The organism is Muricauda brasiliensis, from assembly GCF_003057865.1.
Classification (GTDB): Bacteria; Bacteroidota; Bacteroidia; order Flavobacteriales; family Flavobacteriaceae; genus Flagellimonas; species Flagellimonas chongwuensis.
Genome location: NZ_QBTW01000018.1, coordinates 81,940 through 107,550, shown reverse-complemented (window position 1 = coordinate 107,550; position 25,611 = coordinate 81,940). Strand labels below are relative to the sequence as shown.

Genomic DNA, 25,611 nt, shown 5'->3' with positions numbered 1-25,611 from the left:
GTTCGCTAATTTTGTGGTATGGTTGATTATATTGTAGTAGGTCTAGGTTTGGCGGGAATCTCTTTTTGTGAAGTTCTGGAAGAAAACGAAAAAACCTTTAAGGTGATTACCGATGAATCCCAACAGGCGTCCCAAGTGGCGGGTGGATTGTACAACCCAGTTATTTTGAAGCGGTTTACCATGGCGTGGAAAGCCAAAATGCAATTGGAAGTAGCAAAACCGTTTTATCAAAATTTAGAAAAAAAATTAGGGATCACTATCGATAATGATCTTCCTGTGCTCCGGAAATTTGCCTCTATTGAAGAGCAGAACCTATGGTTTGAAGCTTCTGACCGTCCAAATCTGGATTATTTTCTATCCACTAAATTGCTCCCCAATAACAATCCCGCCATTGACGCTCCGTATGGTTTCGGAGAAGTAAAATATACAGGTAGAATTGATACTGCCGCTTTGGTGAGGTCGTACAGAAGTTATCTCAAGAATAGAGATTTGCTTTTAGAGGAATCGCTGGATTTTAATGCGATATCAACTACCGATGAAACCGTATCGTACAAGAATGAAACGGCAAAAAATCTCGTGTTCGCTTGTGGTTTTGGCCTCAAGCAAGACCCCTATTTTGGATATCTGCCTTTAAATGGGACCAAAGGGGAATTATTGATGATCCATGCTCCGGAATATAGAGAGAACAACGTTATAAAATCATCCGTTTTCACCATTCCGATGGGTCAAGACAGGTATTTGGTCGGCGCTACCTACAAGTGGAAGGACAAGACCAATATGCCCACGGAGGAGTCCAAAAATGAGCTTTTGGAAAAGTTGAAGACCTTTTTAAAGTGTGATTTTGAGGTTGTGGATCATGTAGCGGGTATTAGACCAACGGTTGTGGATCGTAGACCATTGGTGGGAAGACATCCAGAACACAAAAACCTTTATGTGTTAAACGGATTTGGTTCAAGGGGAGTAATGATCGGGCCGTACGCTTCCAAACAACTTTTCGATTATATAGAAACAAAATCCGAGCTCGACCCAGAAATGAATGTTCAACGATTTACTAAAAAATACTACTCAAATTAGCTTTATGCGGTTTCGTGCTTTTTAGCAGAGGTAGCATCGTACTTTACAAAAAGATTGATCCAGATGTTTCTGGAGAGTCTGATAATAACCGGCATAAAAACCACCAAAGTGCCCACTATGGCAATAAAAGTCGTAGGTAATGAAGCGTCCAGGAACAAGAATGAGATTACAAAGGCGGCTACGGCAAAGGCAATGCCCACACCATAGCTGACATACATGGCTCCATAAAAAAAAGAAGGCTCTATCTTATATCTTAAGCCACAATGCGAACACCTTTCTTTCATGCTAAAAATTTTGGAAAGTACATAGGGATTGGACTTTTCATACATGCTCTCCTCTTGGCATCTTGGACAGTTTCCTGTTAAAATGCTGTACATTTTGGTTCCTTTTTTTAACATTTGCACGGCTTTTGTACAAAAGTACACATTCGCCAATTAATGTTTTGTAATCAAGGTCACATAAAATGCTAAATGTTCATAATCTATCCGTAGCCTTTGGAGGGGAATACCTGTTCGAGGAAATATCTTTTCGTCTCAATGGGGGCGACAGGGTAGGGCTTATCGGAAAGAACGGTGCCGGAAAATCAACAATGCTCAAACTCTTGGCCAAGGAAATGTCTTTGGACGAAGGTGCTATAGCAACCGAGAAAAACGTCAAGATTGGGTTTCTAAAACAGGACATCGATTTTGAGGAAGGTAGAACCGTGTTGGAAGAATCCTACCAGGCATTTTCCGAGATCAAGGAGATGGAGTTGAAGCTGGACGAGATCAATACGGCTTTGGCAGAACGTACAGATTATGAAAGCGATGGTTATCACCAATTAATGGTGGATCTGAACGATGTTACCCATCGATATGAAATTTTGGGAGGGTATAATTACCAAGGCGATACCGAAAAGGTTCTTCTTGGACTAGGTTTTAAGCGAGAAGATTTCAACAAGCTCACCGATACATTTTCCGGTGGGTGGCGGATGCGAATCGAACTTGCCAAACTGTTGCTCCAGAGTAACGATGTGCTCTTGCTCGATGAGCCTACCAACCACTTGGACATCGAGTCCATCATATGGCTGGAACAATTTTTAAGGAACTTTACAGGAGCAGTGGTAATCGTTTCCCACGATAAAATGTTTCTGGATAATGTCACCAACCGTACCATCGAGATTTCTTTGGGAAGGATATATGATTACAGTAAACCCTATTCACAATTTTTGGTGCACCGAAAAGAGATCAAGGAACAACAATTGAGTGCCCAAAAAAATCAGGAAAAACAAATTCAGCAGACCGAAAGGTTGATAGAAAAGTTCAGGGCCAAGTCCAGTAAGGCTTCCATGGCACAATCCTTGATCAAGAAGTTGGATAAAATGGAGCGGATCGAGGTAGATGAAGAGGATAACAGTGTAATGAACCTGCGTTTCCCTGTGTCCATAAATCCTGGGAAGGTGATTGCCGAATTGGATGGTGTTTCAAAAAGGTACGGTTCTAAAAGAGTATTAGAGGATATCGACCTTTTGGTGGAAAGGGGAAGCAAAACAGCTTTCGTTGGCCAAAACGGACAGGGTAAGACCACTTTGGCCAAGATTATGGTCGGTGAGCTCGATTATCAGGGAAACCTAAAAATCGGACATAATGTGCAGCTAGGGTATTTTGCCCAGAACCAAGCCGAGTATCTGGATGGCAGCAAAACCATTTTGGATACTATGATCGATGCGGCCAACGAGAGCAACCGGAGTAAGGTCAGGGATATTTTAGGCTCATTTTTGTTCAGGGGCGATGATGTGGACAAGTATGTAAAAGTATTGTCAGGAGGTGAAAGAAACCGCTTGGCATTGGCAAAGATGTTATTGCAGCCCTTTAACGTGCTAGTGATGGACGAACCTACCAACCACTTGGATATTAAATCCAAAAATGTGCTGAAACAAGCTTTGCAAAGTTTTGAAGGTACACTGATATTGGTGTCCCACGACCGTGATTTTCTTCAGGGATTGACGGATAGAGTTTACGAATTCAAGGAAGGGGGAATCAAGGAATATTTAGGCGATATTGATTTTTACTTGGAACAGCGTAAAATGGATGATTTCCGAAGTGTTGAAAAAGGAGATCAAAAGAAAGAGGAAAAGCCCCAAGAAAAAATAAAGGAAAGTGATTACCACATCCAGAAAAAGCAAAAATCACTGAAGAATCGACTCAGTGGTGTAGAAAAGAAAATATCGCAATTGGAAAAAGAAATTGCAGATATTGACCACAACCTTCTTATGGACTATGATACTACCATTGCCAAACCAAACTTTTTTGACAAGTATGAAGGAAAAAAGAAAGAATTGGAAGGTCTTATGGAAGACTGGGAAACCCTATCCCATGAACTAGAAGCATTGGATTAAGAGAAATTACCGTTTTCTTACAACGTTTTTTTGTGAATTCACAACATATAGCTGTGAGTTTATCGATAAAACTTGTAAGATGTTTCTCATTTCTATTACTTTGTAAGTAAATTTCCTACAACTAAATAAGAAATAATGCTTCGTATTACGATTTTTCTCTTTTGTTTGATGTCCTCAGCTGGTATATCGTTGGCCAATGGACAGGTTTCCCCCAAAGAAAAATCTGCATTGGTAGACCTTTACAACAGTACCAATGGCAAGGAATGGAACTCTTCTTGGGATTTGGATGCCCCTGTCAACACCTGGAAAGGTGTAGAAATCAGTCAGGGACATGTGGTTGGGCTTACCTTATTTATGAACAATTTAAATGGTACGTTGCCCGAAAGTTTGGGCGACCTTAAGCATATTTCCACGTTAAACTTGGCGTTTAACCAGATTACGGGTGTACTTCCCAAAGATTTGGTCAAATTGGAGAAGCTCAAAATGTTGCGTTTAGAGATGAATAGAATCAAAGGTGAAATTCCTGAAGGGATAGGCCATCTTAAACAGTTGGAAATTTTTTCTATGTTCAATAATTTTTTAACGGGAACTATACCTGAAAGCTTTGGAGAGCTTAAAAATTTGAAAGAGCTTAATTTATCCAGCAACAATCTAAAAGGAGATATACCCAAATCTATAGGTAATCTTTCAAACTTGGAGGCTTTGGGTCTTTTTGAGAACAAATTGGAAGGACAGATACCTGCGGAAATTGGGAATTTGGTCCAACTGAAAGAGCTGGTTTTGTCCAACAACCAACTGGGTGGGGAGATTCCAGCCGAATTCGGACAATTGGCGAGTTTAAAGATATTGCAACTTCAAAACAACAGGTTCAATTCCTTTAATGTGTTGCACAACATGGATTCCAAGCAGTTTCTGGTTTTTGATTCTGACGATAAGACTTTGGCTCCAAAGTTCAATGAAATTAAAATAGACCGTACTCGAATGGCAGATACCAAATTCGAGGACGTAAACGAAAACGAGTAGTTAGTATTACTTTAGTTTGTTTGGTTTGGGGATACAGGCGTGTATCCCCATTTTTTTTGTGACAAAATTTTCGATAGATTTTATGAAATATTTAACCATTGTAAAAAATGTAGGGGATAGATTTGCACCGACTAAACCAACTAGCGCATGCGAAAGCTAATAATATCGGCTGTTCTTGGAGGTGTAATTATTTTTGCCTCCCTATATTTTGCTGGCTTAATCGCCGATAGCAAAGACAATAGAAGACCGCCATCACAAAAAATAGTAAAGACAGTTTTTGTGGATACGGTTCAGAATACCACCGTACCGATAAAGGTTCCCGCAAATGGAAATCTTCAGGCCAAAAAGAGAGTCGAACTCTATTCCGAGGTACAAGGTGTTTTTAGGCCGGGAAGTAAATTGTTCCGAACAGGACAGGAATATGCCGCTGGCCAAACACTTATCAGAATAGATGCCAGCGAGTATTATGCCACTGTACAATCCGCCAAAAGTAATCTGTACAATTTGCTTACTTCCATAATGCCAGACCTTAGACTTGATTATCCAGAAATCTATCCCAAATGGCAGCAATATCTTAATGGATTCGATTTGGAGAAGACCACACCGGAACTTCCTCAGTTGGATTCCGAAAAAGAAAAGTTCTTTATAACTGGAAGGGAAATCATCACAACATACTACAATGTCAAGAATTTGGAACAGCGTTTGTCCAAGTATACCATAACAGCTCCATTCACCGGCGTATTGACCGAGGCTTTGGTCACTGAGGGGACTTTGGTTAGGTCGGGACAAAAACTAGGCGAGTTTATTGATACTGGATTATATGAATTGGGAGTATCCGTAAGCAAAACCTACGGAGATTTCTTAAGAGTGGGCCGTAAGGTAGAACTCAGTAATTTAGAAAAGACCCAGACCTACATGGGCGAGGTCACACGGGTAAATAGTAGGGTAGACCAAAATTCCCAGACCATAATGGTGTACATAGAGGTCAAAGGAGATAATTTGAAAGAAGGTCAATATCTTGAGGCCAATCTCGAGGCCAAGGAAGAGCCCAATGCCATTGAGATCAATAGATCACTTTTATTGGAAAACAACCAAATTTTTGTGGTACGTGATTCCATTTTGGATTTAATGGATGTTGACCCGGTATTTTTTACGGACAAGACCGTTGTGCTCAAAAATGTTCCTGACGGTCAAGTGATCGTTGCCAAACCGATGACGGGTGCCTATGCCGGTATGTTGGTGCGCACTTTTGACGAAAGCAAATCTTAAAAAAACCCCGCCATGAGAAATCTCATCTCGTATTTTATTAAATACCACATGGCAGTAAATGTCTTTATTTTGGCATTTTTTGTCTTTGGGGTTGTAGGGATTCTTTCCTTGAAATCATCATTTTTTCCACTCAACGAAGCTCGGAACATTACCATAACTATTGCTTATCCAGGCGCCTCGCCACAAGAAATAGAGGAAGGAATTGTTCTAAAAATAGAGGATAACCTCAAAGGACTCGAAGGAGTAGAACGGGTAACATCTACTTCAAGGGAGAACAGTGGTACCATCAATGTAGAGATTGAAAAGGAACGGAATGTTGATTTTATGCTATTGGAGGTTAAAAATGCGGTGGATCGTGTGCCGACCTTCCCAACGGGAATGGAACCTTTGATTGTGGCCAAGCAAGAACCTGTAAGGCCGACCATCAGTTTTGCCGTAAGCGGAAAAGATATTCCATTGGCAACATTAAAACAAATTGCCCGTCAGATTGAGAACAATCTTAGAGCGATTGACGGTATTTCACAGATACAAATAGATGGCTATCCTGACGAGGAAATAGAGATTGCAGTAGACGAGAACAGTCTTTTGGCGTACAATCTGTCCTTTGCCGATGTCGCCCAAGCCGTTTCCAACGCCAATATCCTTGTAACGGGAGGAAATATCAAAACAGTAACAGAAGAATATCTGATAAGAGCCAATAACCGCTCGTATTATGGGGATGAGCTATCCAATATCGTAGTTCGGGGAGATGTGGAAGGAAGGGCAGTGCGTTTAAAGGATGTCGCCATTATCCGCGATCGGTTCTCCGAAACCCCCAACGCCTCCTATTTCAATGGCGAGCTTGCAGTAAATGTTACGATTACAAGTACAAATACGGAGGATTTGATGGGTTCTGCTGAAAACGTTCGGCAATATATCGGCGATTTCAACGAAAAATATACCAATGTTCGGCTTGATGTAATCGATGACCGTTCAACAACATTGACCCAACGGACCGAACTCTTGACCGAGAACGCCATTGTAGGAATGATTTTGGTATTGGTATTCCTGTCCCTCTTTTTGAATACAAGATTGGCATTCTGGGTGGCCTTTGGTCTTCCCATTGCATTCTTGGGAATGTTTGTTTTTGCCCCCATGTTCAATGTAACCATCAATGTGCTATCCCTTTTCGGGATGATTATTGTAATCGGTATTCTGGTGGATGATGGAATCGTGATCGCAGAGAATATCTATCAGCATTACGAGGATGGAAAATCACCCGTGCAGGCCGCTTTGGATGGGACTATGGAGGTGATACCGCCAATTATTTCGGCCATCATCACTACCATATTGGCATTTTCTATTTTCTTGTTCCTTGATAGTAGAATTGGCGAATTCTTTAGTGAGGTCTCTGTTATAGTGATTCTCACTTTAGTGGTTTCCTTGGTAGAAGCGTTGATTATATTGCCCGCTCACTTGGCACATTCAAAAGCCTTGCACCCACAAAGTGATAAACCCAAAACAGGCATTGCCAAGGTGTTTGCCGAACTACGGGTCATCAACAAAATAGGAGATAGGATAATGAATTATATGCGGGATAAGTGGTATAGCCCGGCACTCCATTTTATGCTGAACTACAAGTTTTTGACCTTTGCACTGTTCTTTATGGCTTTGGCTTTAACACTTGGTTCCATTGGAGGAGGAATTATCCGAACTGCATTTTTTCCAAGAATTGCCAGTGACCAAGTATCTATAAATCTTACAATGCCCAACGGCACCAACGAGAAAGTGACTGATTCCATTATCAGTCTAATACAGGATAAAGCACATATCGTAAACCAAGAATTGACTGATGAATATTTACAGGGCATGGATAAAATGCTTTTTGTGAACATGATTAAAAACCTTGGACCCGGTTCATCCACGGCAACATTGGAAATCAACCTGTTGCCTGGAGAGGAAAGACCGGATGGGATACGTGCCGACATGGTAACCACAAGGCTTCGTGAGCTCGTAGGTCCGGTAATTGGAGTGGAAAGCTTGATTTATGGCTCAGGAGGTAACTTTGGAGGGAACCCTGTATCAGTTTCGCTATTGGGTAACAATATTGAAGAGCTTAAGGCGGCCAAAATGGAGCTTAAGCAAGCTATGGAGGCCAATTCCAACCTAAAGGACGTAACGGACAATGATCCGGCCGGAATCAAAGAGATACGTTTGGAACTCAAGGAAAATGCCTATTTGCTTGGATTGGACCTTCGTACGGTAATGAATCAGGTTCGTGGTGGATTCTTCGGGGCGCAAGCACAGCGTTTCCAGAGAGGGCAGGATGAAATTAGGGTATGGGTGCGTTACGATAGGGAGAACAGGTCGTCAATTTCTGATTTGGACGAGATGCGAATCCTGGCCCCAAGCGGTGACCGGATTCCATTAAAAGAAATAGCTACGTATACCATTGAAAGAGGAGATGTGGCCATCAACCATTTGGAAGGTAGAAGGGAAATTCAGGTATCTTCCGATTTAACGGATCCCGAGACCACTAGTGGAACAGATGCCATGTTGTGGATACGTAACGAGGTATTGCCCGATATTCTGGCAAAATATCCAACCATAAGCCCATCTTATGAAGGCCAGAACAGGGAGGCCAATAAACTTATCGGTTCACTTGGATTTGTAGGTCCAATTGTATTGTTCCTGATTTTTATAACCATAGCCTTCACCTTTAGAAGTATTAGTCAACCTTTATTGTTGATTTTTATGGTACCCTTCAGTTTAACAGCGGTGGCATGGGGACATTGGTTGCACGGTTTCCCGATCAACATTCTTTCCATGTTGGGAATTATCGCACTCATTGGTATCATGGTAAACGATGGATTGGTGCTCATTGGCAAGTTCAACATCAATCTAAGAAATGGAATGAAGTTCGATGATGCCATTTATGAAGCTGGTCGTTCACGTTTTAGGGCCATTTTCTTGACATCGGTTACTACTATTGCCGGTTTGGCACCCTTACTTTTGGAAAAGAGCCGTCAAGCACAGTTCTTAAAACCAATGGCCATTTCCATTGCGTATGGAATCGCTTTTGCCACTATTTTGACGTTGCTCATGCTTCCTTTACTGCTTTCCTTTGGAAACAGTGTCAAAGTTATGGCAAAACGTTTGTGGACCGGTGAAGAAGTTACACCGGAGGAAGTGGAGCGAGCCATTCGCGAACAGCATGAAGAAGAAATGCAGTTAGGTAATCTAAGCCTTAACGGAACTGACAGTAGCAATATGCCACAAAACGGAGAAGAAACCCCAAACGTTGCAGAAGAGACCAGATAATGAAAAGTTTTTTTTATAGACTACCCCTGATATTAATATTTCTTGGCTTATCCGTAAATGCTCAGGATGAAGTGCTTACCAAGCAGGAGGCAATCAACCTAATTTTGGAAAACAATCTGGATATTAAGGTCGCTAGAAATACCAAGTTAATTGATGAGAACAACGCAGATATTCTAAATTCGGGTTACTTGCCTTCGGTTACTGGGAATGCCAGCGGCAGTATAGATAAGCAAAACTCGGAAGGTGTTTTGGCCAACGGAGATACAAGAAGAGCGGAAGGAGCAGAGACGAGAAGATACAGTGCTGCAGTGAACGTAAACTATACGTTGTTCGACGGTCTTGGCAGATATTACAATTACAAAAGTTTTCAGGAAAGGTCGGAACAATCCGAATTGGAGGTCAGACAGACCATCGAAAATACCATTTTACAATTGTTCACCGTGTATTACGAAGCAGCCCGCCTTACCGAGAATACGGCTACCTTGGAACAGGCTCTGGAGATTTCCAAGGATAGGCTCAAAAGGGCGCAGTACCAATTCGAATTTGGGCAGAATACGGGTTTGGATGTGTTGAACGCCGAGGTGGACATTAATACGGATAGCATCAATTTGTTGAATTCCAGACAGCAATTGCGAAATACAATGAGGGATCTGAACCTTATTCTTAACCGTGATCTATCGGCTACGTTTTCTGCCGATACTACCGTGACTTTTGTTCCTGGTCTTCAAATGGAAAATATGTACAATGAGGCCCAAATGAACAACGTTAGGCTTCAAATAGTGGAAAAGGACATAAACATGGGTCTCAATGACATCAGAATAGCCAAAAGTGGCTACTTGCCCACCATTGGACTTACCGGAACGTATGGTTGGAACGAGTCCAACAACAACAGTCCATTGGCCTTTGCTTTGCAAAACACGTCTACAGGGGTAACAGGTACCGTGAACCTTACTTGGAACTTGTTTGATGGAGGAACTACCATAACTGGGATAAAAAATGCCAAAATTGCCTACCAGAATCAAGAGATTGCGAAGAAACAGATTCAGTTGGAGGTAGAAAGGGATATCCGTAACGCATGGGACAGTTATACCAATGCGCTTTATGTTTTACAGGTCCAGGAGAAAAACTTACAGACCAACCAGAACAACTTTAACCGTACCGATGAAAGATATAAACTTGGTCAGGTGACTTCCATAGAATTTCGCCAAGCCCAGCTGAATTTGTTAAATGCTGAGTTGGCCAAGAGCCAAGCCAAATACAATGCAAAATTGGCGGAACTTCAAATGCTTCAAGTTAGTGGTCAACTGCTCAATGTAGAATTTTAAGCCATGTACGAGCATTTTTTTCAATGTCCGTACTGTTGGGAAGAAATTTCCTTTTTGTTGGATAGCTCTGTGCCGCAACAAACCTATGTCGAGGATTGCGAAGTATGTTGTAATCCCATCGAGGCTACGGCAAAGTTTAACAATCAGGAATTGACTTATTTTGAACCGAAGGAAATTGGACAATAAAAAAGCCGAAGTATAAACTCCGGCTTTGGGTTGGTTGGAATAAGTTAATAGCTTTTACTTTTCCAAAATCTTGAAATCGCAATGCTCAGCAATCTAACTCCTTTGCACTGGAATTTGTGTTTACTGATATATTCTTACATAATCAATTTCAAAGATATCTTCGGTAAAATTTGCAGGTACATCCCCACCCAAATTTCCACCTATCGCAATATTTAGGAGCAAATAGTGCTCGTGATTAAATGGTTTGTTACTACCATTCTGAAATTCATATACCAAGTTATCATCCACATAGGTTTTAATACTTTCGCTGTCCCACTCCATGGAGTATAAATGAAACTCTGAATCTGCATTTTCAACGGCTATTTCACCTCCTTCATCGCTGTACACCTCTGTGTTCAAATCTCCCCAATGATAATGTGAAATGGTACTGTTTTTATCCCATCCGGTTTGTTCCATAATGTCGATTTCCCCGCAAAGAGGCCACCCTACATTGCCGTATTGATCTCCAAAATAGTTTCCGGTTTCATTCGAGTTTGCACCTAATGTCCAAATGGCCGGCCATGTACCCGCTGTTTTAGGAAGTTTGGCCCGGACCTCTATGCGTCCGTAAGTAAAGGCGAACTTGGCGTTCAATCTGGCCGAGGTATATTCTTTTGTACTTCCGTTATAGGAGTATTGCTCTTTGATGGCCTTTATTTTTAAGGTTCCATCGTTCACATATGAATTCTCTTCCCTATCGGTATAGTGCTGTAATTCGTCATTATGCCAGCTGCCATTGTTTGGTGGAATAACTTGATAATGCCATTTTTGGTCATCCGGTCTACCTTCGTTTTCAAATTCATCAGAAAAAACCAAAGTAGCATAGGCTTCGTCAGACCTGTAAACATCTACGCTGTAACTTTCGTTAACGAACGCCCCGGACCCGGAGTAGGCCCATACGGTAATATTGTGATTATTTGTTCCATCTTGAAGGAAGGTATGTTCGATATTTCCAGATTCGCTGTCGATTTGGTCCCCTGTTCCAAAACGGAACGCATACCTGACCGCATTATTGGCCGAAGCGGTTATCTGCACCGTTCCTGAACCATCGCCATTAGGATTGTTGTCGTTTGACCCAACAACAGAAATGTCCACGCTGAGGTTAGTAGGAATATCGTTGGAGTCTGAATCCCCCGAACTACAAGAAATTGTCAGTAGGAGGGACAGTATGGAAATATTGAAAATGCTCATTTTAACTATTTGGTGAATGTACAATTTGTTTTTCATAGAAAACCTTAGTTGGATTTTGCTCCTTTCTATTGTATGAAAGGAGCTCATCCGTTTGCTTAATTAACTAACTCAAATCAATTTATGATCTGTTTTTCATTATATGATTAGTGGAAATAGATATTGTCTAAGAAAATGGTTCCATTTCCATCAAATTTCAACTGAATTACATCGGTTAAATCAACTACACCGGAGAACTCTGTCAAAGGAATGTCTACACTTACCCATTCTCCTGCAGTTACTTCGAATGCATATGGAGTTTCTAACGGCCCTGTACTTATCAAAGATAAATTAAGGGCCGATGAATCCGGCGTCCAATAATCTACATGGATCATCGTCATACCAGAAACATCCAGTGAAGATGAGAATTGTGTTCCCTGATAGTTGAGACCTGCATACTTTAAGGTATTGTTCCCATCTATGTCTTCTTGTGTAACCACGGTTGCCTGCCCCCAATTCGGATTAAATTCGGTATCGGCAACATCGGTATAGGTATCACTGAATATAGATAATACATCTGCCTGTGCCAAGGTTGGGGTCGGTGCCCCAGTTACAGGTTCTGTGGGAGGTGGTGAAAAGAAATAAATGTTATCTAAAAAGATGGTTCCATTTCCATCAAATTTCAATTGGATTACGTCTGATAAATCCACTACTCCGGAGAACTCGGTTAAAGGAATGTCTACACTTACCCATTCACCAGTGGTGATTTCAATGGAATATGGTGTTTCAACAGGTCCAGAGCTAACTAATGATAGGTTGAGGTCAGAAGAATCAGGTGTCCAATAATCCAGATGAATCATCGTCATTCCAGAAACATCCAATGCATTTTCGAATTGAGTTCCTTGGTAGTTTAGGCCATCATATTTTAAGGTATTGTTGCCAGCTATATCTTCCTGTGTAACTACAGTAGCTTGCCCCCAATTTGGATTGAAATCGGTACCGGAAATATCGGTATACTCATCACTGAATACCGAAATCACAAAGTTTTCTGGAACCGAAGGTGCCGGAGCACCTGAGAAAGGGGTGTCGGAAACTCCTGCTTCGTTATAAAATAAAACGTTGTCCACATAAACAGTGTTTGCTCCACTAGGGGCACCCACGAATATCAGCTGGGCAATATGTTCTGTTGTTGTTAGTCCGGTAAAATCAGATAGTGGAATATCCAAGGTCACCCATTCTTCTTGTGCGGGTGCTTCAAATGTCAATTCGTGCTCTACATCATCACCTCCCTCGAAAGCACCATCGGCTCCAAAGTCCACTAATTTGATTTTGAACTCCGTTGCATCACCAGTCCAGATATCCGTTCTAAAATGGGTCATCCCAGAAGCATCGATTGGACTTGATGTGGTTTCTATCCCAACAAAGTTAAGTTCGCTATACTTTTTAACTGCATTCCCATCAATTTCGATGTCCTCTAATGTAGCATTGGACCAATCGGTTCTCCAAGTGTCCACAGCAACGTTGGTGTACACATCGCTGAATAATGAAATTACTTCTATTGGGTCGATAGTTGGGTCGGGAGCGGGAATGGTTGGTTCACCCGTTTCAACAGGCTCTTCCACTTCACCACCTTCGCTCATAAAGATGTCGTCAAAATAGTGCGTGGTCTCGGCGCTCTTTTCTCCGTTGAAGTCAAAGAACAGAATCATTCTATCAAATTTATCGGAATCACTTGGTGAGAAAACGAATGATAATTCTTCCCATTCGTTGGCCACTGTTGTAGTAGCTTGCACTTCTTTTGCAATGGAGTTATCGGTCTTGTCTTCAAACTTCATTAATACGATTTGGTCTGCAGCGGGCGAGTACACTTTAATTTTTACGGTCTGCATTTCGTTGAAATCCACTTTGCTGGCCAAATCAAAAAAGAACCCTGCCCATGGTTCAATATCGGCTGTTTGTGTGTATTCTACCACGGTTTCCGAGGTGTTGATGCCGGATGGGTCTGGATTTTCCACGTATTCAAGGGTAAAGGAACCATCTTTTTCCCCAAAGAAAGTTACTTCAGGTCCTCCGCACTCAAAATCCATACCTTCGGACAATTCGGGAACAATGGTAGAAAAGGTACAGTCTTCACCTGGTTCGGGCTCTGGTTCCGGCGTTGGTGGAACATAGGCGGAAGGAGGCGGAATGTCATCCTCCGTTTCGCAAGAAATGATTGTGCCCAAAACTCCAATCACCATTAGGACAACCAATAAGGGTAGTCTGGAACTAGATTTGTTCATGTTATTATTATGCTTTTTCATCTTTCAATGTTATAAGTTAATGCTAGTTTGTGCCGGTTTAGTTATACCCATCATTCTGTGGGTAGTTGGGTCCCAAAAGGTCCATTTGTTGCTGTGGAATGGGCCAATTTTGCATGTACTCCCTAAGAATGTCTTTTGGATTCCCCTCTGGGTAAGACTCGTTCATATTGTCGTTGTTCATATGGTCCAAAAGGTAATCGTACAACAATCCGGTACGTTTTAGTGTGAACCATCGTTGCCCTTCGAAAGCAAGTTCGCGTGCCCGTTCTTCCAATATGGTTTCTAGGTCAATGCTGTTCACTGGACCGGTATTTGCCCTTGTTCTTACGGCGTTGAGGTATTCCAATGCCTTGGCGGAATTGTTCAGCATCATATGTGCTTCGGCACCGATTAAATAAGTCTCTGCCAAACGATAGATCATAATGTTCTTAAAATGATTTCTGTCTGTAGGCTCCACAGTCTCATCAAGGAACTTGATGATTCCTGGGTTTTGCCTTCTGTAGTAGAGCATAAACTCGTTTTGGTCGTCCTCGCTGTTCTCGTACAGGTCTAATGGGTCGCCCAATTCACTTCCGGCAGGTACTGCGGTCTCGTCGTTGTAGAGATATTCGAAAATATAGTAGGTGCCATTTTTTCTGGTATCGTTCGGGTCTTCATTGAGAAGGTCGATGGTGTACTGGTTCAAGGAAATAAACCCAGCACCTGCACCGCCATTTTCAACAGATTGAATCAGACCGGGTGCATCCGCATAGCTGGCAACCATGTTCCAGTTCATGATATGGGGGTCTCCACCTCCAATGGTCTGCCTTTCAAAATTGATGGCAAAAAGGGTTTCGGAATGATTAAGCTCTCCTGCAAATACTTCTGCCGTGGTCTCCGTCAAACTATGGCTGCCACTTGTTATGATGGCATCGGTTTGGGCGGCTGCTTCGGTCCAGTCGTTCTCCCACATGGCCACTTTGGCTCTCAAATGTCTTGCAGCGCCTTGGGCCCAACGTCCAAATTGAGGGGTAGCGTAGTCCAAGTTTGCGATGGCGAAGTCCAAATCGGAATGTAGAAGTGAAAAGATTTCTTCTTCGGAGGATTTGTCCTGGGGTACATCAAACGCATTCTGGGGCGTAGTGGGCTCCGTGGTAATAAAAATGTTGTTGAAAAGTCGGTACAAAGTGAAGTAGGCGTGGGCACGCATACATTTGGCCTCTGCAAGAATTTGGTTTCGTCTACTTTCTTCAATATCCTCCAAATTTTCCGCGCCTTGGATGACGGCATTGGCTCTCTCAACTATTTTATAGTAGTTCACCCAATAGGCATTGATTCCTGATGTGGTACCGTAATCGCCCAAACTGGCTCCCCAAAGCAAACGACTGTAGAGGGAGACCTCTCCGGTGATACCCACGCCCAAATCGCTTTTTGCCTGTGGAATTAGAGGGTATGTTCCATTCAAGCTTAAATCTTGGTAAAGATTTCTGTTGAGGGTGTATAGGCCTACAACGGCATTTTCCAAGCCCTCGGGTGTTGTGTAAAGAAAGTCTACCGAGGTATCGGACAACAGCTCGTCCTCCAATTCTTTTTCGCATGATGCGAATGTGGCAACGACAAGGAATATTGCCATTGCTTTTTTAGATATTAAATGTTGAAATATATTTTTCATGACAATTTTTTTAGAATCCTAATTTTACACCTAGGGTTATGTTTCTGGTCTCAGGGAAAGCCGATCTATTCGGGTCGTCTGCATCCAACGGTGTTTGTTCCGGGCTATACGATTTAAAATCGGTAAGGGTGAACAGGTTGGTTCCGGTTAAGTATACCTTGGCACTTTGCAATCCAATCTTGGAGAAAGTATCCCTGGGGATGTTGTAGCCCAATGTAAGCGTACGTAATCTCACGTAGGATGCATCTCTAACAGCAAAAGGGAACAGGTGCAAGTGCGTATCTGGTTTTGGTCTTGGATATTCTGTCGATGGATATTCCGGAGTGTAATATTTGGTCCTGATACCGTTAATGGCACCCTTCCAAAGCTCACCATTGGCGAGAACAGGATTTAACCTTGTTGCATTTTGTACTATGTAGATATCGGCAAACAGATCAAAGTTCTTGTAGGTAATGGTGTTGGTGATGGAACCGTACCAATCAGGATCTGTATTTGTGAACACGTTGTCGCGATTGTCTATTTGTCCGTTGCCGTCCTGATCTACCACACGAACATCACCTGGTTGGGCCAATGGGTTCCCGGAACCGGCAATGTCATCGCCTTCTTGGTAAATGCCATCATATTTTGGCAGCCAGATATTGTTGATGGAATGACCAACGGATAAACGTCTTCCTGAATTGGCATCGGTTATATCGATGGGATTACCTTGATCATCAAGCTCTCCTGTGAGGGAGATTACCTCGTTTCTGTTTCTGGAGAAAACAAGCCCCAAAGACCAACTAAAATCTTCTTTTCGGATAATATTAGAGGTCAAAGAAGCTTCAATACCTTGGTTTTGTATTTCACCTGCATTGAATCGAGTCACATTAAAACCTGTGGTTCCAGCAATGGATCTATCCAATAAAAGATCGTTGGTGTTGGCTTTGTAGTATTCAAAAGTTCCTTGGAAAAAGTTGTTGAACAATCTAAAATCCACACCAGCGTTCAAAGTTGCTGTTTTCTCCCATTTTAGGTCAGGGTTGGGCAGTCGGGATGATGCGGTGGCACCTGCCACGGTTTCATCGCCAAACACGTAGGGGAGGTCGTCGGCAACCCCTAAAGATTCTAAAGGATCTATTCCTTGGTTACCTGTGGCACCATAACTCACCCTAAACTTCATTTCGTTAATGGCATCGATATCTTGCATAAAGGGTTCCATGTGCATTTTCCATGCTACGGATACAGCTGGGAAGAAGCCCCATTTTTGGTTTGCGGCAAAAACCGAAGCGCCATCCGCACGTGCAGTCGCTTCCAAAAGGTATCTATCCAAGTAACCATACCTAATCCTTCCCAAGAAGGAATATAGCCTACGCTGGGAAACATCTCTTACATTGTTCAGTAATTCGGTAGCGTTACCATTAAATCCGAGGGCATCATTGGTGAATCCGGATTTATCCAATTGCGTATACTCGGTACGGCGTTCATCGAATGCTTGTACAGCGGTAAAGTCCACATTATGACTATCATTGATTTGAGGTGTGTACATCAAGATATTTTCCACAAGCACCTGCTTGAACAAGGTGTTGGACAATACCCCAAGTCCGTCGATACCTTCATCACCGGCAGAGTGCAATGAGGAACGATATACTCCTTGGTTGGTGTTACGGTTTCTTAAGAAAGTTTTCAATGTATAGCTTAGGTTGGGCGCTATGTCATAGATAAGGCTCAAGTTGACATCTGTAAGGTTGATTTTGGTCTCATCCACAGATTCTCTCTGGTCCCACAAGGGGTTTACGGCCGTATTGGATGGGCCCAAATAAAACTTCTGGAGCTCACCGTCCGCAGTGTAAGGCTGGGCAAGTGGCGTTATGGTGGTAAAGTTTATTCCTCCTGTTTCGCGGTCCTGTTTTGCGTTCTGATAGTTGATAATCCCTAGGAAAGTCAATTTATCAGATATTTTTTGTTCTAAGTTTAGTTTGAATGTGCCTCTGTCAAAACCTGAATTTGGAATAATACCTTCTTGTGAAAAATAGTTGACGCTGGAAAAAACCTTGGTCTTTTCGCTACCTGCGGAAAAGCTTAGCGCATGGCTCTGGATAACGGCGTCCTTAAGTACCAAATCTTCCCAATCTACAAAGTTTTGGTTCTCAATGGCCTCAAGTTCAAAAGGTGTGAAGATGTTTTCATCGCTTAAATACTCGCCCGTGAACCTGTTCCTGTTGGCTTCTCTTCTTAGATCTATAAATTGTGAACCATTGTATTGATTAAAGTTTTTGGTCAACGTTTGTACGGTGGTATATCCATGGTAGTCAATAGTAGCTTTACCTGCTTTACCCCTTTTGGTCGTTACCAAGATTACACCATTGGATGCTCTGGATCCATAAATGGCGGTTGAGGATGCATCTTTTAGAATCTCAATGTTGGCAATATCATCGGGTGCCACATCATTAAGGTTGTCAAAAGGGAGACCGTCCACGATAATCAATGGAGAGTTTCCTCCGTCAACGGATACGTTACCCCTAATTACAATATTGGAAGCACCACCAGGTCGTGCATCACCGAGATTTACCTGTACACCAGCGGCTCTACCTCGCAACATCTCGGAAACGTTGGTAGTAGGTACATTGGTGGCCTCTTCTACTTCGACACTGGTAACGGAACCAATAACGTTACTTTTCTTTTGGGTACCATACCCTACAACAATTACTTCGTCGAGGGCTTGTGTGTCTTCGCTCAATGTAATGTTGATTTCAGTTTGTGTGCCAACGGGCACTTCTTGCGATACAAAGCCAATGTAACTGAACACTAAGGTGTCATCATTGGAAACATAGTCAATGGTGAATTCACCATCAAAATCGGTAACAACCCCATTGGTTGTTCCTTTTACAAGTACGTTTACGCCGGGCATGGGTCCCATGTTGTCGGATACTGTACCTGTTACAGTTTTGGTTTGTGAATATCCATAGGCAGTACATAAGAGCACTATCCATGTTAAAAATCCATATCTCATTTTTGAGTAAATTTAGTTTGGACATAAAAGTAAACGGCTTAACGTCTTCTTAACAAAGGAGCTACCTCTATAAAAAACCTACATCGTTAATTTTATGGGGTTAAAATTGATGTTTTGCTATTTAAAGCCCCAGAAATATGATGATTTGAAAAAAATAGACGTATGATTATGCTGCCTGACAAATCGCTGAATTTGATGTGATTTGTGAAAATGTAGAGTTGTTGTAGGGGTAATTTTAAGAAATGTAGTGTTGTGATGTGGGAAAGTAGAGTCGCCTAAAAGTTTAAAATGTAATCTATAAGGTTATCGTGGTGTGGCAGGTCGAATTTTTTACGGAGCCGGTAGCGCTTCATTTCTACACTTTTTACCGATATATTTAGCAATGGTGCAATCTCTTTGGAGGAAAGATTCAGCCTTAAATAGGCACACAATCTTAAGTCGTTATTGGTTAGACTATCGTGTTTACTCTTGATTCGCTTTAAAAAGTCTTTGTCAGCATTGTTGAATGCATCTTCAAAGAACTTCCAATCATCTTCGCTGTTGATGTTCTGGTCTATTTCCCTGATTACGGTTCTAATGTTCCTATCCTTGTTTGGTACTTCCTTCAATTGCGACTTTAAGGATGACAGAAACTTATTTTTTTTGACCAAACTCATTGTGGAAATGGCAAGTTCACGATTCTTGTTGTCAATTTCATTTTGAAGCTTTTCGGTCTGTATTTGAGCAATACGCTCTTTTTCCTCCAGTTCCCTGCGTTCCAGTTCTTTGTGGTTTTGCTTAATAAGGGATTCTTGTTTCCTTCGATAATAGTTCTTGTAAAGCCTATGTACCACTATAAATATGAGTAAAACCGCCATTGTATATGCCAAAAGGGCGAGGTCGGATAGGTACCAAGGGCGAGATATGGTAAAACTGTACGAAGCAGTATTCGAACTCAAGTTATTGCCCACCATGGCCCTTATGGTAAATATGTAATCCCCAAAAGAAAGGTTCTTGAAGGTAACATCGGTGTTTTCTGACCATTCGCTCCACCCTTCGTACAAGTTTTCCATTTTGTACTGATAACGTACCTCGGTGTATTTATCAAACTCTGGTACACTGTATTCGAACCTTATATTATTGTTCGCATGCACGAATGTCCTGTTTGAATCGGTAGGTGCTTTGTTGGACAACTCTTGGTAGCTCCCAAAATAAATGGAATTTATCTGTACTTCTTGTTTTGAAGGTTCAACCTTGGTAAGGTCCAAAGAAACAAATCCATTGGAACTTCCTATCAAATATTTGAAGTCGGATATTTTTGAGATGTTCTCAAATCCAGAGACCCCTAAATTGGCACGGATGTCCTTAGGTATGGAAATATGGGAAGTACTAAGTTTATTGCTAAGGGTACTTTGGGTAACATATTGTATGCCGTAATCTGTGAAAAACCAGAGCCGTTGTTCGGAATCTTCGGGAATTATAATACTGATTTGCCCATTACTTTCATTAAAGATCATTTGGGTCAAAGTGCTGTCCAGTGCAATATCATTTTCTCCATCAATATTGTAGATGGCTGCATTGGTTTTATAGTAAAGTTCATCCTGAAAACTAAAGATGTTCGAACTGTGACCGATACGTTCCACATTGGTTACCTGCTTAACTTCTCTGAAGCTTGGATCGAGCTCGATAAAATACAGTCCTTTTTTTTCATGGTCCACGACTACCTGAAGGGAATCCATTTCAAAAAAACGACTGGAAATGGTAAAGCCATCGATGGCATTCCGGAATTTCCAAAAACCATCTACCTTTTCAAGAATGCTCAATCCGTTGTAATTTCCTTGTAATAAAAGGTTGTTGTGACCCTTAATAGGTTTTACGCCCCATGTCCCGGGATAATCCGAAATAAGTTCGGCCCTGTTTTCCTCGATAATGAAAGTGCCATTATTGTGTCCGCAGAAGATAGTGGAATCCAAAAGCTGAAGATTCCATACTTGTCCTTGCGTGCCATCAATCAACCTAAAAGGATCTTGAGAGGCGGTCCTTCGGTAAAACAAGCCCTGATTGGTACCCAAATATAAGTGTCCTTCGTGGTTCAATGCGGCGTATACCAGCCCAAGGTTGCCCAATTTGTCGACATATTCATTAAAGGGGGAGTATAGGTTTACGGTCGCAATACCGTTATCCAGACCAAGCCATAAGTTGTTTTCAGCATCTTCAAAAAGGGATAGAACCGTATTGTTGTTCAATCCTTTTTCCTGATCGATGTTCCGTATGATGGTCTCACCATCTGGAGAGAGGTGATAAAAACCGTTAGATATACTACCGAGTACAAAAGAACTATCGTTTAGTCGAATGCTGCTATATAGTTTGATGTTCAAATCATCCATGGCGGTTTCCAACGGCGTAACAGTCTCCGAATCGTATCTGTAGAACCGGGAACTTTCGGTAAGGATCAATAGGTCATTCCCAACACCGTACAGCCCAACTATGGGCTCTTTGGTAAATACAGGGTCATTGCTTACCAATTGTGCCTCTCCATTTTGGATGGTGAACAAACCTTCTTTGGCAATTTGAAAATAAACATTGTTGTTTACGACGCCCATGTTTGCCTTGTCCGATTTTGCTTCGATCACCTTAAAGCTGCTTTCAAGGTTGTCATAGATATAGATTCTGTCCAGTGATTGGAAGAGGACCCACTGGTCCAGGACAACAATATCCCAAAATTCCTCGTCCTCCGAAATGGGGGTTTCCATTTTTTGGGATAATGAGGTATATGCAAGTTCGCCATTTGCTTTTTTGGTCCAAAAACCAAATTCACGGTAGGATCCCGTGTAAATTTTGTCTCCAACGGCCATTACCGAGCGAATTACAGGAGATGTAGGTAATTTATATTGGTGCCATTTACTGCCATCAAACTCCAAAAGACTGGTGTGGTTAGCCACATATATGTTCTTTGAAGGGGATTGTGTGATTCCCCAATTCTGAAATTCCCCATTATATTCCTTTGGGGTATAATTTTTAATGGGGGGAAGCTCCTGACCAACGAGTGCTGAAGAAAATATGAATAATAAAAAAACGATTAGGAGTCTCAAACGGAACTGATTTAATTAAGCATCAAAACATTTAAAGATAAAGGTAAGTACTATAATTAAAACTCGCTTTTTTATCTGTTTGGATAAAATCAAGGGGCTTATCATAAAAGCCCCTTGATTTCTGTATGCATTGTGAACTACTTATGTTTTGGTTCCCAAATAAGTCGCAAAAATGAACTGAAACGCTCATTCTCCCTGCTAATGGGAACTCCCGCGATAATGCCTATCATTAAATTATCAGCGATTCCAAGTCGCATTTGAGGGCGCATGGTCATATCAAAATCACTGCTCTCCCAGGTTTTGTTGAACTCTACCCCAATAAAGTTCCGTGTACCGGGAATCATGTAGTGGAAACTAGTGTTAACATCGTAGGATGTATGTACTTCCCCGCTTTCGTATTCGTGACCTATCATAGGACCGGTATACACCAAGGAGTGGAAATTGTTGCCCCAACGTTTGGCAACCACCAAGAAAGGGTTGTATACATTTCCAGAGATCAAGGGCTTGCCAAAATTTCTGAAGTCCGATAGTTCAAACTCATTAATGTAACCTATGGCCATTGAGGTGGCCATTCGTTCGTTTACAAAGAACGACCATTGAGTCGCAATTTTGATACTGTTCAATCTATTGGAAGGTGTTTGGACCCCGCCATTGTCCGCCAAAGGAGAATAAAACGTAAAGGGTAGCTCCACTTCAAGACCCAACCTATCCATTGGGGCCCATTCGTACTCGATAAGAGCTTCGTAGGAATCAAAAGTGAGCTCGTCTGTCAGCCCCAATCCAAGGTTCCACTCCCGTTCCCCTTTTCGTGCACCGAGGTCACGTATTAGGTCAATATATAAGGGTTCTGCGTGGAGCACCTTGGCAGGTTGTTTTTTTTCCTCGATTTGATTTATGTAAAGACTGTCTTTCTCGGTATTGCTAATTTGGGAATAAGATATAGTGGATGATACCAATAGAACTATCGGCATCATTTTTTTTATGATGTTTTTCATGTATTTTGATTTGTTTTATGTGAATGTTGAATTGCCCGGACCTTATGGTGAAAAGGGACGGGTTTGGCTAAGAAAACAAATCATACTTCGGGAGGAGGGGTGTCCTTCTGGATGTATAGATGGGTCAAGAGAGAGTTCTTATCTGGAAACTTTTTCTTTTTACCCATCAAAATATAGTATCGGGAATAATTATGGTTGGGTTGATGTACGGTTAGCTTGATTTTAAAACTGGAGCCACTATTATGGTCTTCTTTATCAGGGTCGTCGTATTCTTTAAATACATCCCCGTAGCCCAGGACCTTTTCAACCAAAATCTCGATAATACTCTCTTGGTCGTTATTGGATAGGTCTTCGGGAACATGGTCGGGATACCGGTCCGGCGAATCCACACTAATGTTCAATAGGTATAGACCCATCAAACTCCAGAATATCTTTAAGAAAGTGCTATTTCGTAAAAGACAAATCACGTTGTAAAACTAAGACTCTTTTTTGCTTTTGGATAATTTATCCATGTAAAGAATCACAATTCCTATAACACCGCCGATACAGGCCAAAACTCCGCCAACAACACTGGCGTAGTTGAATCCCAGTCCAAAAACCATGGGCAGACCACCAAAATAAGCGCCCGAGGCATTTCCCATATTAAAAGCACTTTGGTTCATGGAAGACCCTAGTTTCTCCGCGCCCTTGGCAGCTCTTATGATGGCTATTTGGATGGGTGCTGAGATAGAAAAGGTAATAACGCCGACAATAAAGCTAAGTACGTATATGGCAATGTCGTTACTTGCGAAAATAGAGTTCAACAGAAGTATCATTGTCATGCTAAACATGCTTATGACCACGGATTTTACGGGATTGAAAGTTTCCACCATTCTCGCCCCTAAAAAATTTCCAAAAAACATCCCGAATCCTGCCACGATCATAACGTATCCAACGTTTGCTTCGGGAAGCTTGGTTACGTTGATAACCAAAGGGGCAATGTAGCTGTACCAGGCAAAAAAGCCGCCGGTACCCACAGTGGTAAGGGCAATCAAGGCCCATAATTTTTTGTTTTTTAGGCCGGGTGAAGGGTTTTTAGAGTCGGAATTATCAGCTTCATCCAATCCTTTTTTTGGCATCCAAAAATAAAGGCTGCAAAAAGTGGCAATACCAGCAATCCCTACCAACATAAAAGAATAACTCCAATGCAGTTCCTGTCCAATATATGTGCCTAGCGGTACTCCAATAATATTGGCGACGGTCAAACCTGAAAACATTACGGCCATGGCCTGAGCAGCTTTGCCCGGTTTGGCCAAATAACCCGATACCACAGCACCAATGCCAAAAAACGCTCCGTGCGGCATACCGGAAAGAAAACGGAAAAGCATCATTGTCCAATAATTGCCCGAAAAGGCCGACAATGTGTTGAAAATGGTAAACCAAACCATTAAGAAGAGCAAGGTTTTCTTTGGATTGAGGTTGTTGGTGATTCTTGCCATTACGGGCGCACCTATAACTACCCCAAGGGCATAGATGGCTATGAAATGTCCCGCTTTAGGAATGGAAATATCAAGAGAACCGGCAATATTGGGAAGAATGCCCATGATTACAAATTCTGTAAGGCCTATGCCGAAACCACCGATGGCGAGAGATAAAAGGGCTTTTTTATTGGTTGATTGCGAAGTCTTGTCCAAGCTTATTTTATTAAGAGGACAAAGGTAATTGGAATCACTTAATTCCTAAGCAAGGATATTGGCTTAATTCTATATTCAATTACCTTACGGAAATAAACAGCCTTGAAGTTTGGACTAATTCAAATACATTCAAAAAATGAAACAAATACTTTTGAAAGGATATTTTGGGTTCAAGGCTGTTATTTGCTGTTGATTAATCTGTTGCCAAATTAGGGCAACACCTGTTTTTTCTCGGAAACCCTCAACCACAAGTACTCTTTCCCGATGTATTAGCACCTTTTTTGCCAAAAATAAAAGACCCGCTCCAAATGAAGCGAGTCTCTTTCTTGAACAAGTTTGTAAAAAATCAATTGATACACGGAGATGGATTGGGTCCAAATGGCCCCAAAACCTCGCCCTCGGGTGTTTCAACGGTGTACACGTGTTCTTCTTCAAAAGCACCACTGGTGTAGGAGACTACCAAACTGCTGGTTCCTTCGGGCACATTTACATTAAAAGTCGCTGCATCACTAGCGGTAAACGTATAGTCAGTCGTGACCCCATCAATCTCAAAAGTGACGAAGGCACCATCCCAACCATCACCGTAAAGATCTTGCATTTCTATTACCCATGTTCCTGGTACCGTAGTCCCTGAAATGGGAGAGCACTTAACAAGAACAATAAAGTTAAATGCTTGTAATTGTTCTGGCTGTCCAGTAAGGGTCGCACTATAGTTGGCCACTGTGGTTACTGTTCCATCTGTTCCTGTGGATTCTCCCAAAAATCTGATGAAGTCGCCTCCAGAGATATCATCCACTGTGATACCCAGTGCACTGGCAATGTCGGTATAAGGAATGGAAAGGTTGCTCGGGAACTCTGTTATTGTTGCCAACGGTACAGTATCGGAAGATACCCCGCCAGATTCCAAAGTCACACTCAAATCCCATGATGCTACATTGTCACTGGGGTCGTCAACGGTACCGGAGAAAGTGGAATTGGCCAAGTCACCTTTGGCAACAATGGTTTCGTCCAGTTTTATCCTCACATAAGGTGCGGCCGAATCTTCCAGCTCAAACACGTTGAGTGGATTTTTGTCCTCGTCTTCACAGGCCGCTATTCCCAAAATCAGTAGTGATAGACCGATTATATATTTAAAGTTACTTTTCATAAGTATTGTTTTTAGAATTAAA

General features: G+C 41.9%; 17 protein-coding genes. 7 read left to right on the top strand and 10 right to left on the bottom strand.

The window, feature by feature from the left end; translation table 11 throughout:
- The first annotated feature begins 18 nt into the window (after window positions 1-18).
- Window positions 19-1,074, top strand: a complete 1,056-nt coding sequence (locus tag DCK90_RS14475; protein WP_108246917.1) for an NAD(P)/FAD-dependent oxidoreductase — start codon at window positions 19-21, stop codon at window positions 1,072-1,074.
- Window positions 1,075-1,076: 2 nt separating this feature from the next.
- On the opposite strand, the gene DCK90_RS14470 is transcribed toward DCK90_RS14475, so the two are convergent.
- Complete coding sequence (locus DCK90_RS14470) at window positions 1,077-1,472, bottom strand: DUF983 domain-containing protein (protein WP_108246916.1); 396 nt, start codon at window positions 1,470-1,472, stop codon at window positions 1,077-1,079.
- Between the two features lie 65 nt (window positions 1,473-1,537).
- On the opposite strand from DCK90_RS14470, the gene DCK90_RS14465 reads away from it, so the two are divergent.
- From DCK90_RS14465 to DCK90_RS14440, 6 genes are all read left to right on the top strand, one after another.
- On the top strand, window positions 1,538-3,451 hold the full coding sequence (locus DCK90_RS14465) for an ABC-F family ATP-binding cassette domain-containing protein (protein WP_108246915.1): 1,914 nt from the start codon (window positions 1,538-1,540) through the stop codon (window positions 3,449-3,451).
- Between the two features lie 135 nt (window positions 3,452-3,586).
- Window positions 3,587-4,474 carry a leucine-rich repeat domain-containing protein gene (locus DCK90_RS14460; protein WP_108246914.1) on the top strand — a complete coding sequence of 296 codons (888 nt, stop codon included), beginning with the start codon at window positions 3,587-3,589 and terminating at the stop codon, window positions 4,472-4,474.
- Window positions 4,475-4,621: 147 nt separating this feature from the next.
- The gene (locus tag DCK90_RS14455; RefSeq protein ID WP_108246913.1) at window positions 4,622-5,743 is read left to right on the top strand and encodes an efflux RND transporter periplasmic adaptor subunit; all 1,122 of its coding nucleotides are present in this window, start codon (window positions 4,622-4,624) and stop codon (window positions 5,741-5,743) included.
- A 12-nt stretch (window positions 5,744-5,755) separates the two neighbouring features.
- The gene (locus DCK90_RS14450) at window positions 5,756-9,043 is read left to right on the top strand and encodes an efflux RND transporter permease subunit (protein WP_108246912.1); all 3,288 of its coding nucleotides are present in this window, start codon (window positions 5,756-5,758) and stop codon (window positions 9,041-9,043) included.
- A complete protein-coding gene (locus tag DCK90_RS14445; RefSeq protein WP_108246911.1) occupies window positions 9,043-10,368 on the top strand; it encodes a TolC family protein in 1,326 nt (441 codons plus the stop codon). Before DCK90_RS14450 ends, DCK90_RS14445 begins: the two co-directional genes overlap by 1 nt.
- A gap of 3 nt (window positions 10,369-10,371) precedes the next feature.
- Entirely contained in the window at window positions 10,372-10,554 is a 183-nt protein-coding gene (locus DCK90_RS14440; protein WP_108246910.1) for a CPXCG motif-containing cysteine-rich protein, read from the top strand.
- A 120-nt stretch (window positions 10,555-10,674) separates the two neighbouring features.
- Here DCK90_RS14440 and DCK90_RS14435 read toward each other — a convergent pair whose 3' ends face one another.
- From DCK90_RS14435 to DCK90_RS14395, 9 genes are all read right to left on the bottom strand, one after another.
- Window positions 10,675-11,820 carry a glycoside hydrolase family 16 protein gene (locus tag DCK90_RS14435; protein WP_234414768.1) on the bottom strand — a complete coding sequence of 382 codons (1,146 nt, stop codon included), beginning with the start codon at window positions 11,818-11,820 and terminating at the stop codon, window positions 10,675-10,677.
- Between the two features lie 107 nt (window positions 11,821-11,927).
- Window positions 11,928-14,063, bottom strand: coding sequence for a hypothetical protein (locus tag DCK90_RS14430; RefSeq protein WP_108246909.1), 2,136 nt, complete (start codon window positions 14,061-14,063; stop codon window positions 11,928-11,930).
- A gap of 37 nt (window positions 14,064-14,100) precedes the next feature.
- Window positions 14,101-15,714 (bottom strand): RagB/SusD family nutrient uptake outer membrane protein, encoded by a 1,614-nt coding sequence (locus tag DCK90_RS14425; protein WP_108246908.1) that lies wholly within the window; start codon window positions 15,712-15,714, stop codon window positions 14,101-14,103.
- Window positions 15,715-15,724: 10 nt separating this feature from the next.
- Window positions 15,725-18,703: a SusC/RagA family TonB-linked outer membrane protein gene (locus DCK90_RS14420; RefSeq protein ID WP_108246907.1), complete on the bottom strand. Its 2,979-nt coding sequence runs from the start codon at window positions 18,701-18,703 to the stop codon at window positions 15,725-15,727.
- A 275-nt stretch (window positions 18,704-18,978) separates the two neighbouring features.
- Window positions 18,979-21,774, bottom strand: a complete 2,796-nt coding sequence (locus DCK90_RS14415; RefSeq protein WP_108246906.1) for a helix-turn-helix and ligand-binding sensor domain-containing protein — start codon at window positions 21,772-21,774, stop codon at window positions 18,979-18,981.
- Window positions 21,775-21,911: 137 nt separating this feature from the next.
- Window positions 21,912-22,769: an HAEPLYID family protein gene (locus tag DCK90_RS14410; protein ID WP_394339720.1), complete on the bottom strand. Its 858-nt coding sequence runs from the start codon at window positions 22,767-22,769 to the stop codon at window positions 21,912-21,914.
- 80 nt (window positions 22,770-22,849) lie between these two features.
- A complete protein-coding gene (locus DCK90_RS14405; protein ID WP_234414767.1) occupies window positions 22,850-23,185 on the bottom strand; it encodes a hypothetical protein in 336 nt (111 codons plus the stop codon).
- Window positions 23,186-23,245: 60 nt separating this feature from the next.
- Entirely contained in the window at window positions 23,246-24,442 is a 1,197-nt protein-coding gene (locus DCK90_RS14400) for an MFS transporter (RefSeq protein ID WP_108246904.1), read from the bottom strand.
- Between the two features lie 346 nt (window positions 24,443-24,788).
- Window positions 24,789-25,589 (bottom strand): hypothetical protein, encoded by an 801-nt coding sequence (locus DCK90_RS14395; RefSeq protein ID WP_108246903.1) that lies wholly within the window; start codon window positions 25,587-25,589, stop codon window positions 24,789-24,791.
- Between the last annotated feature and the right edge of the window lie 22 nt (window positions 25,590-25,611).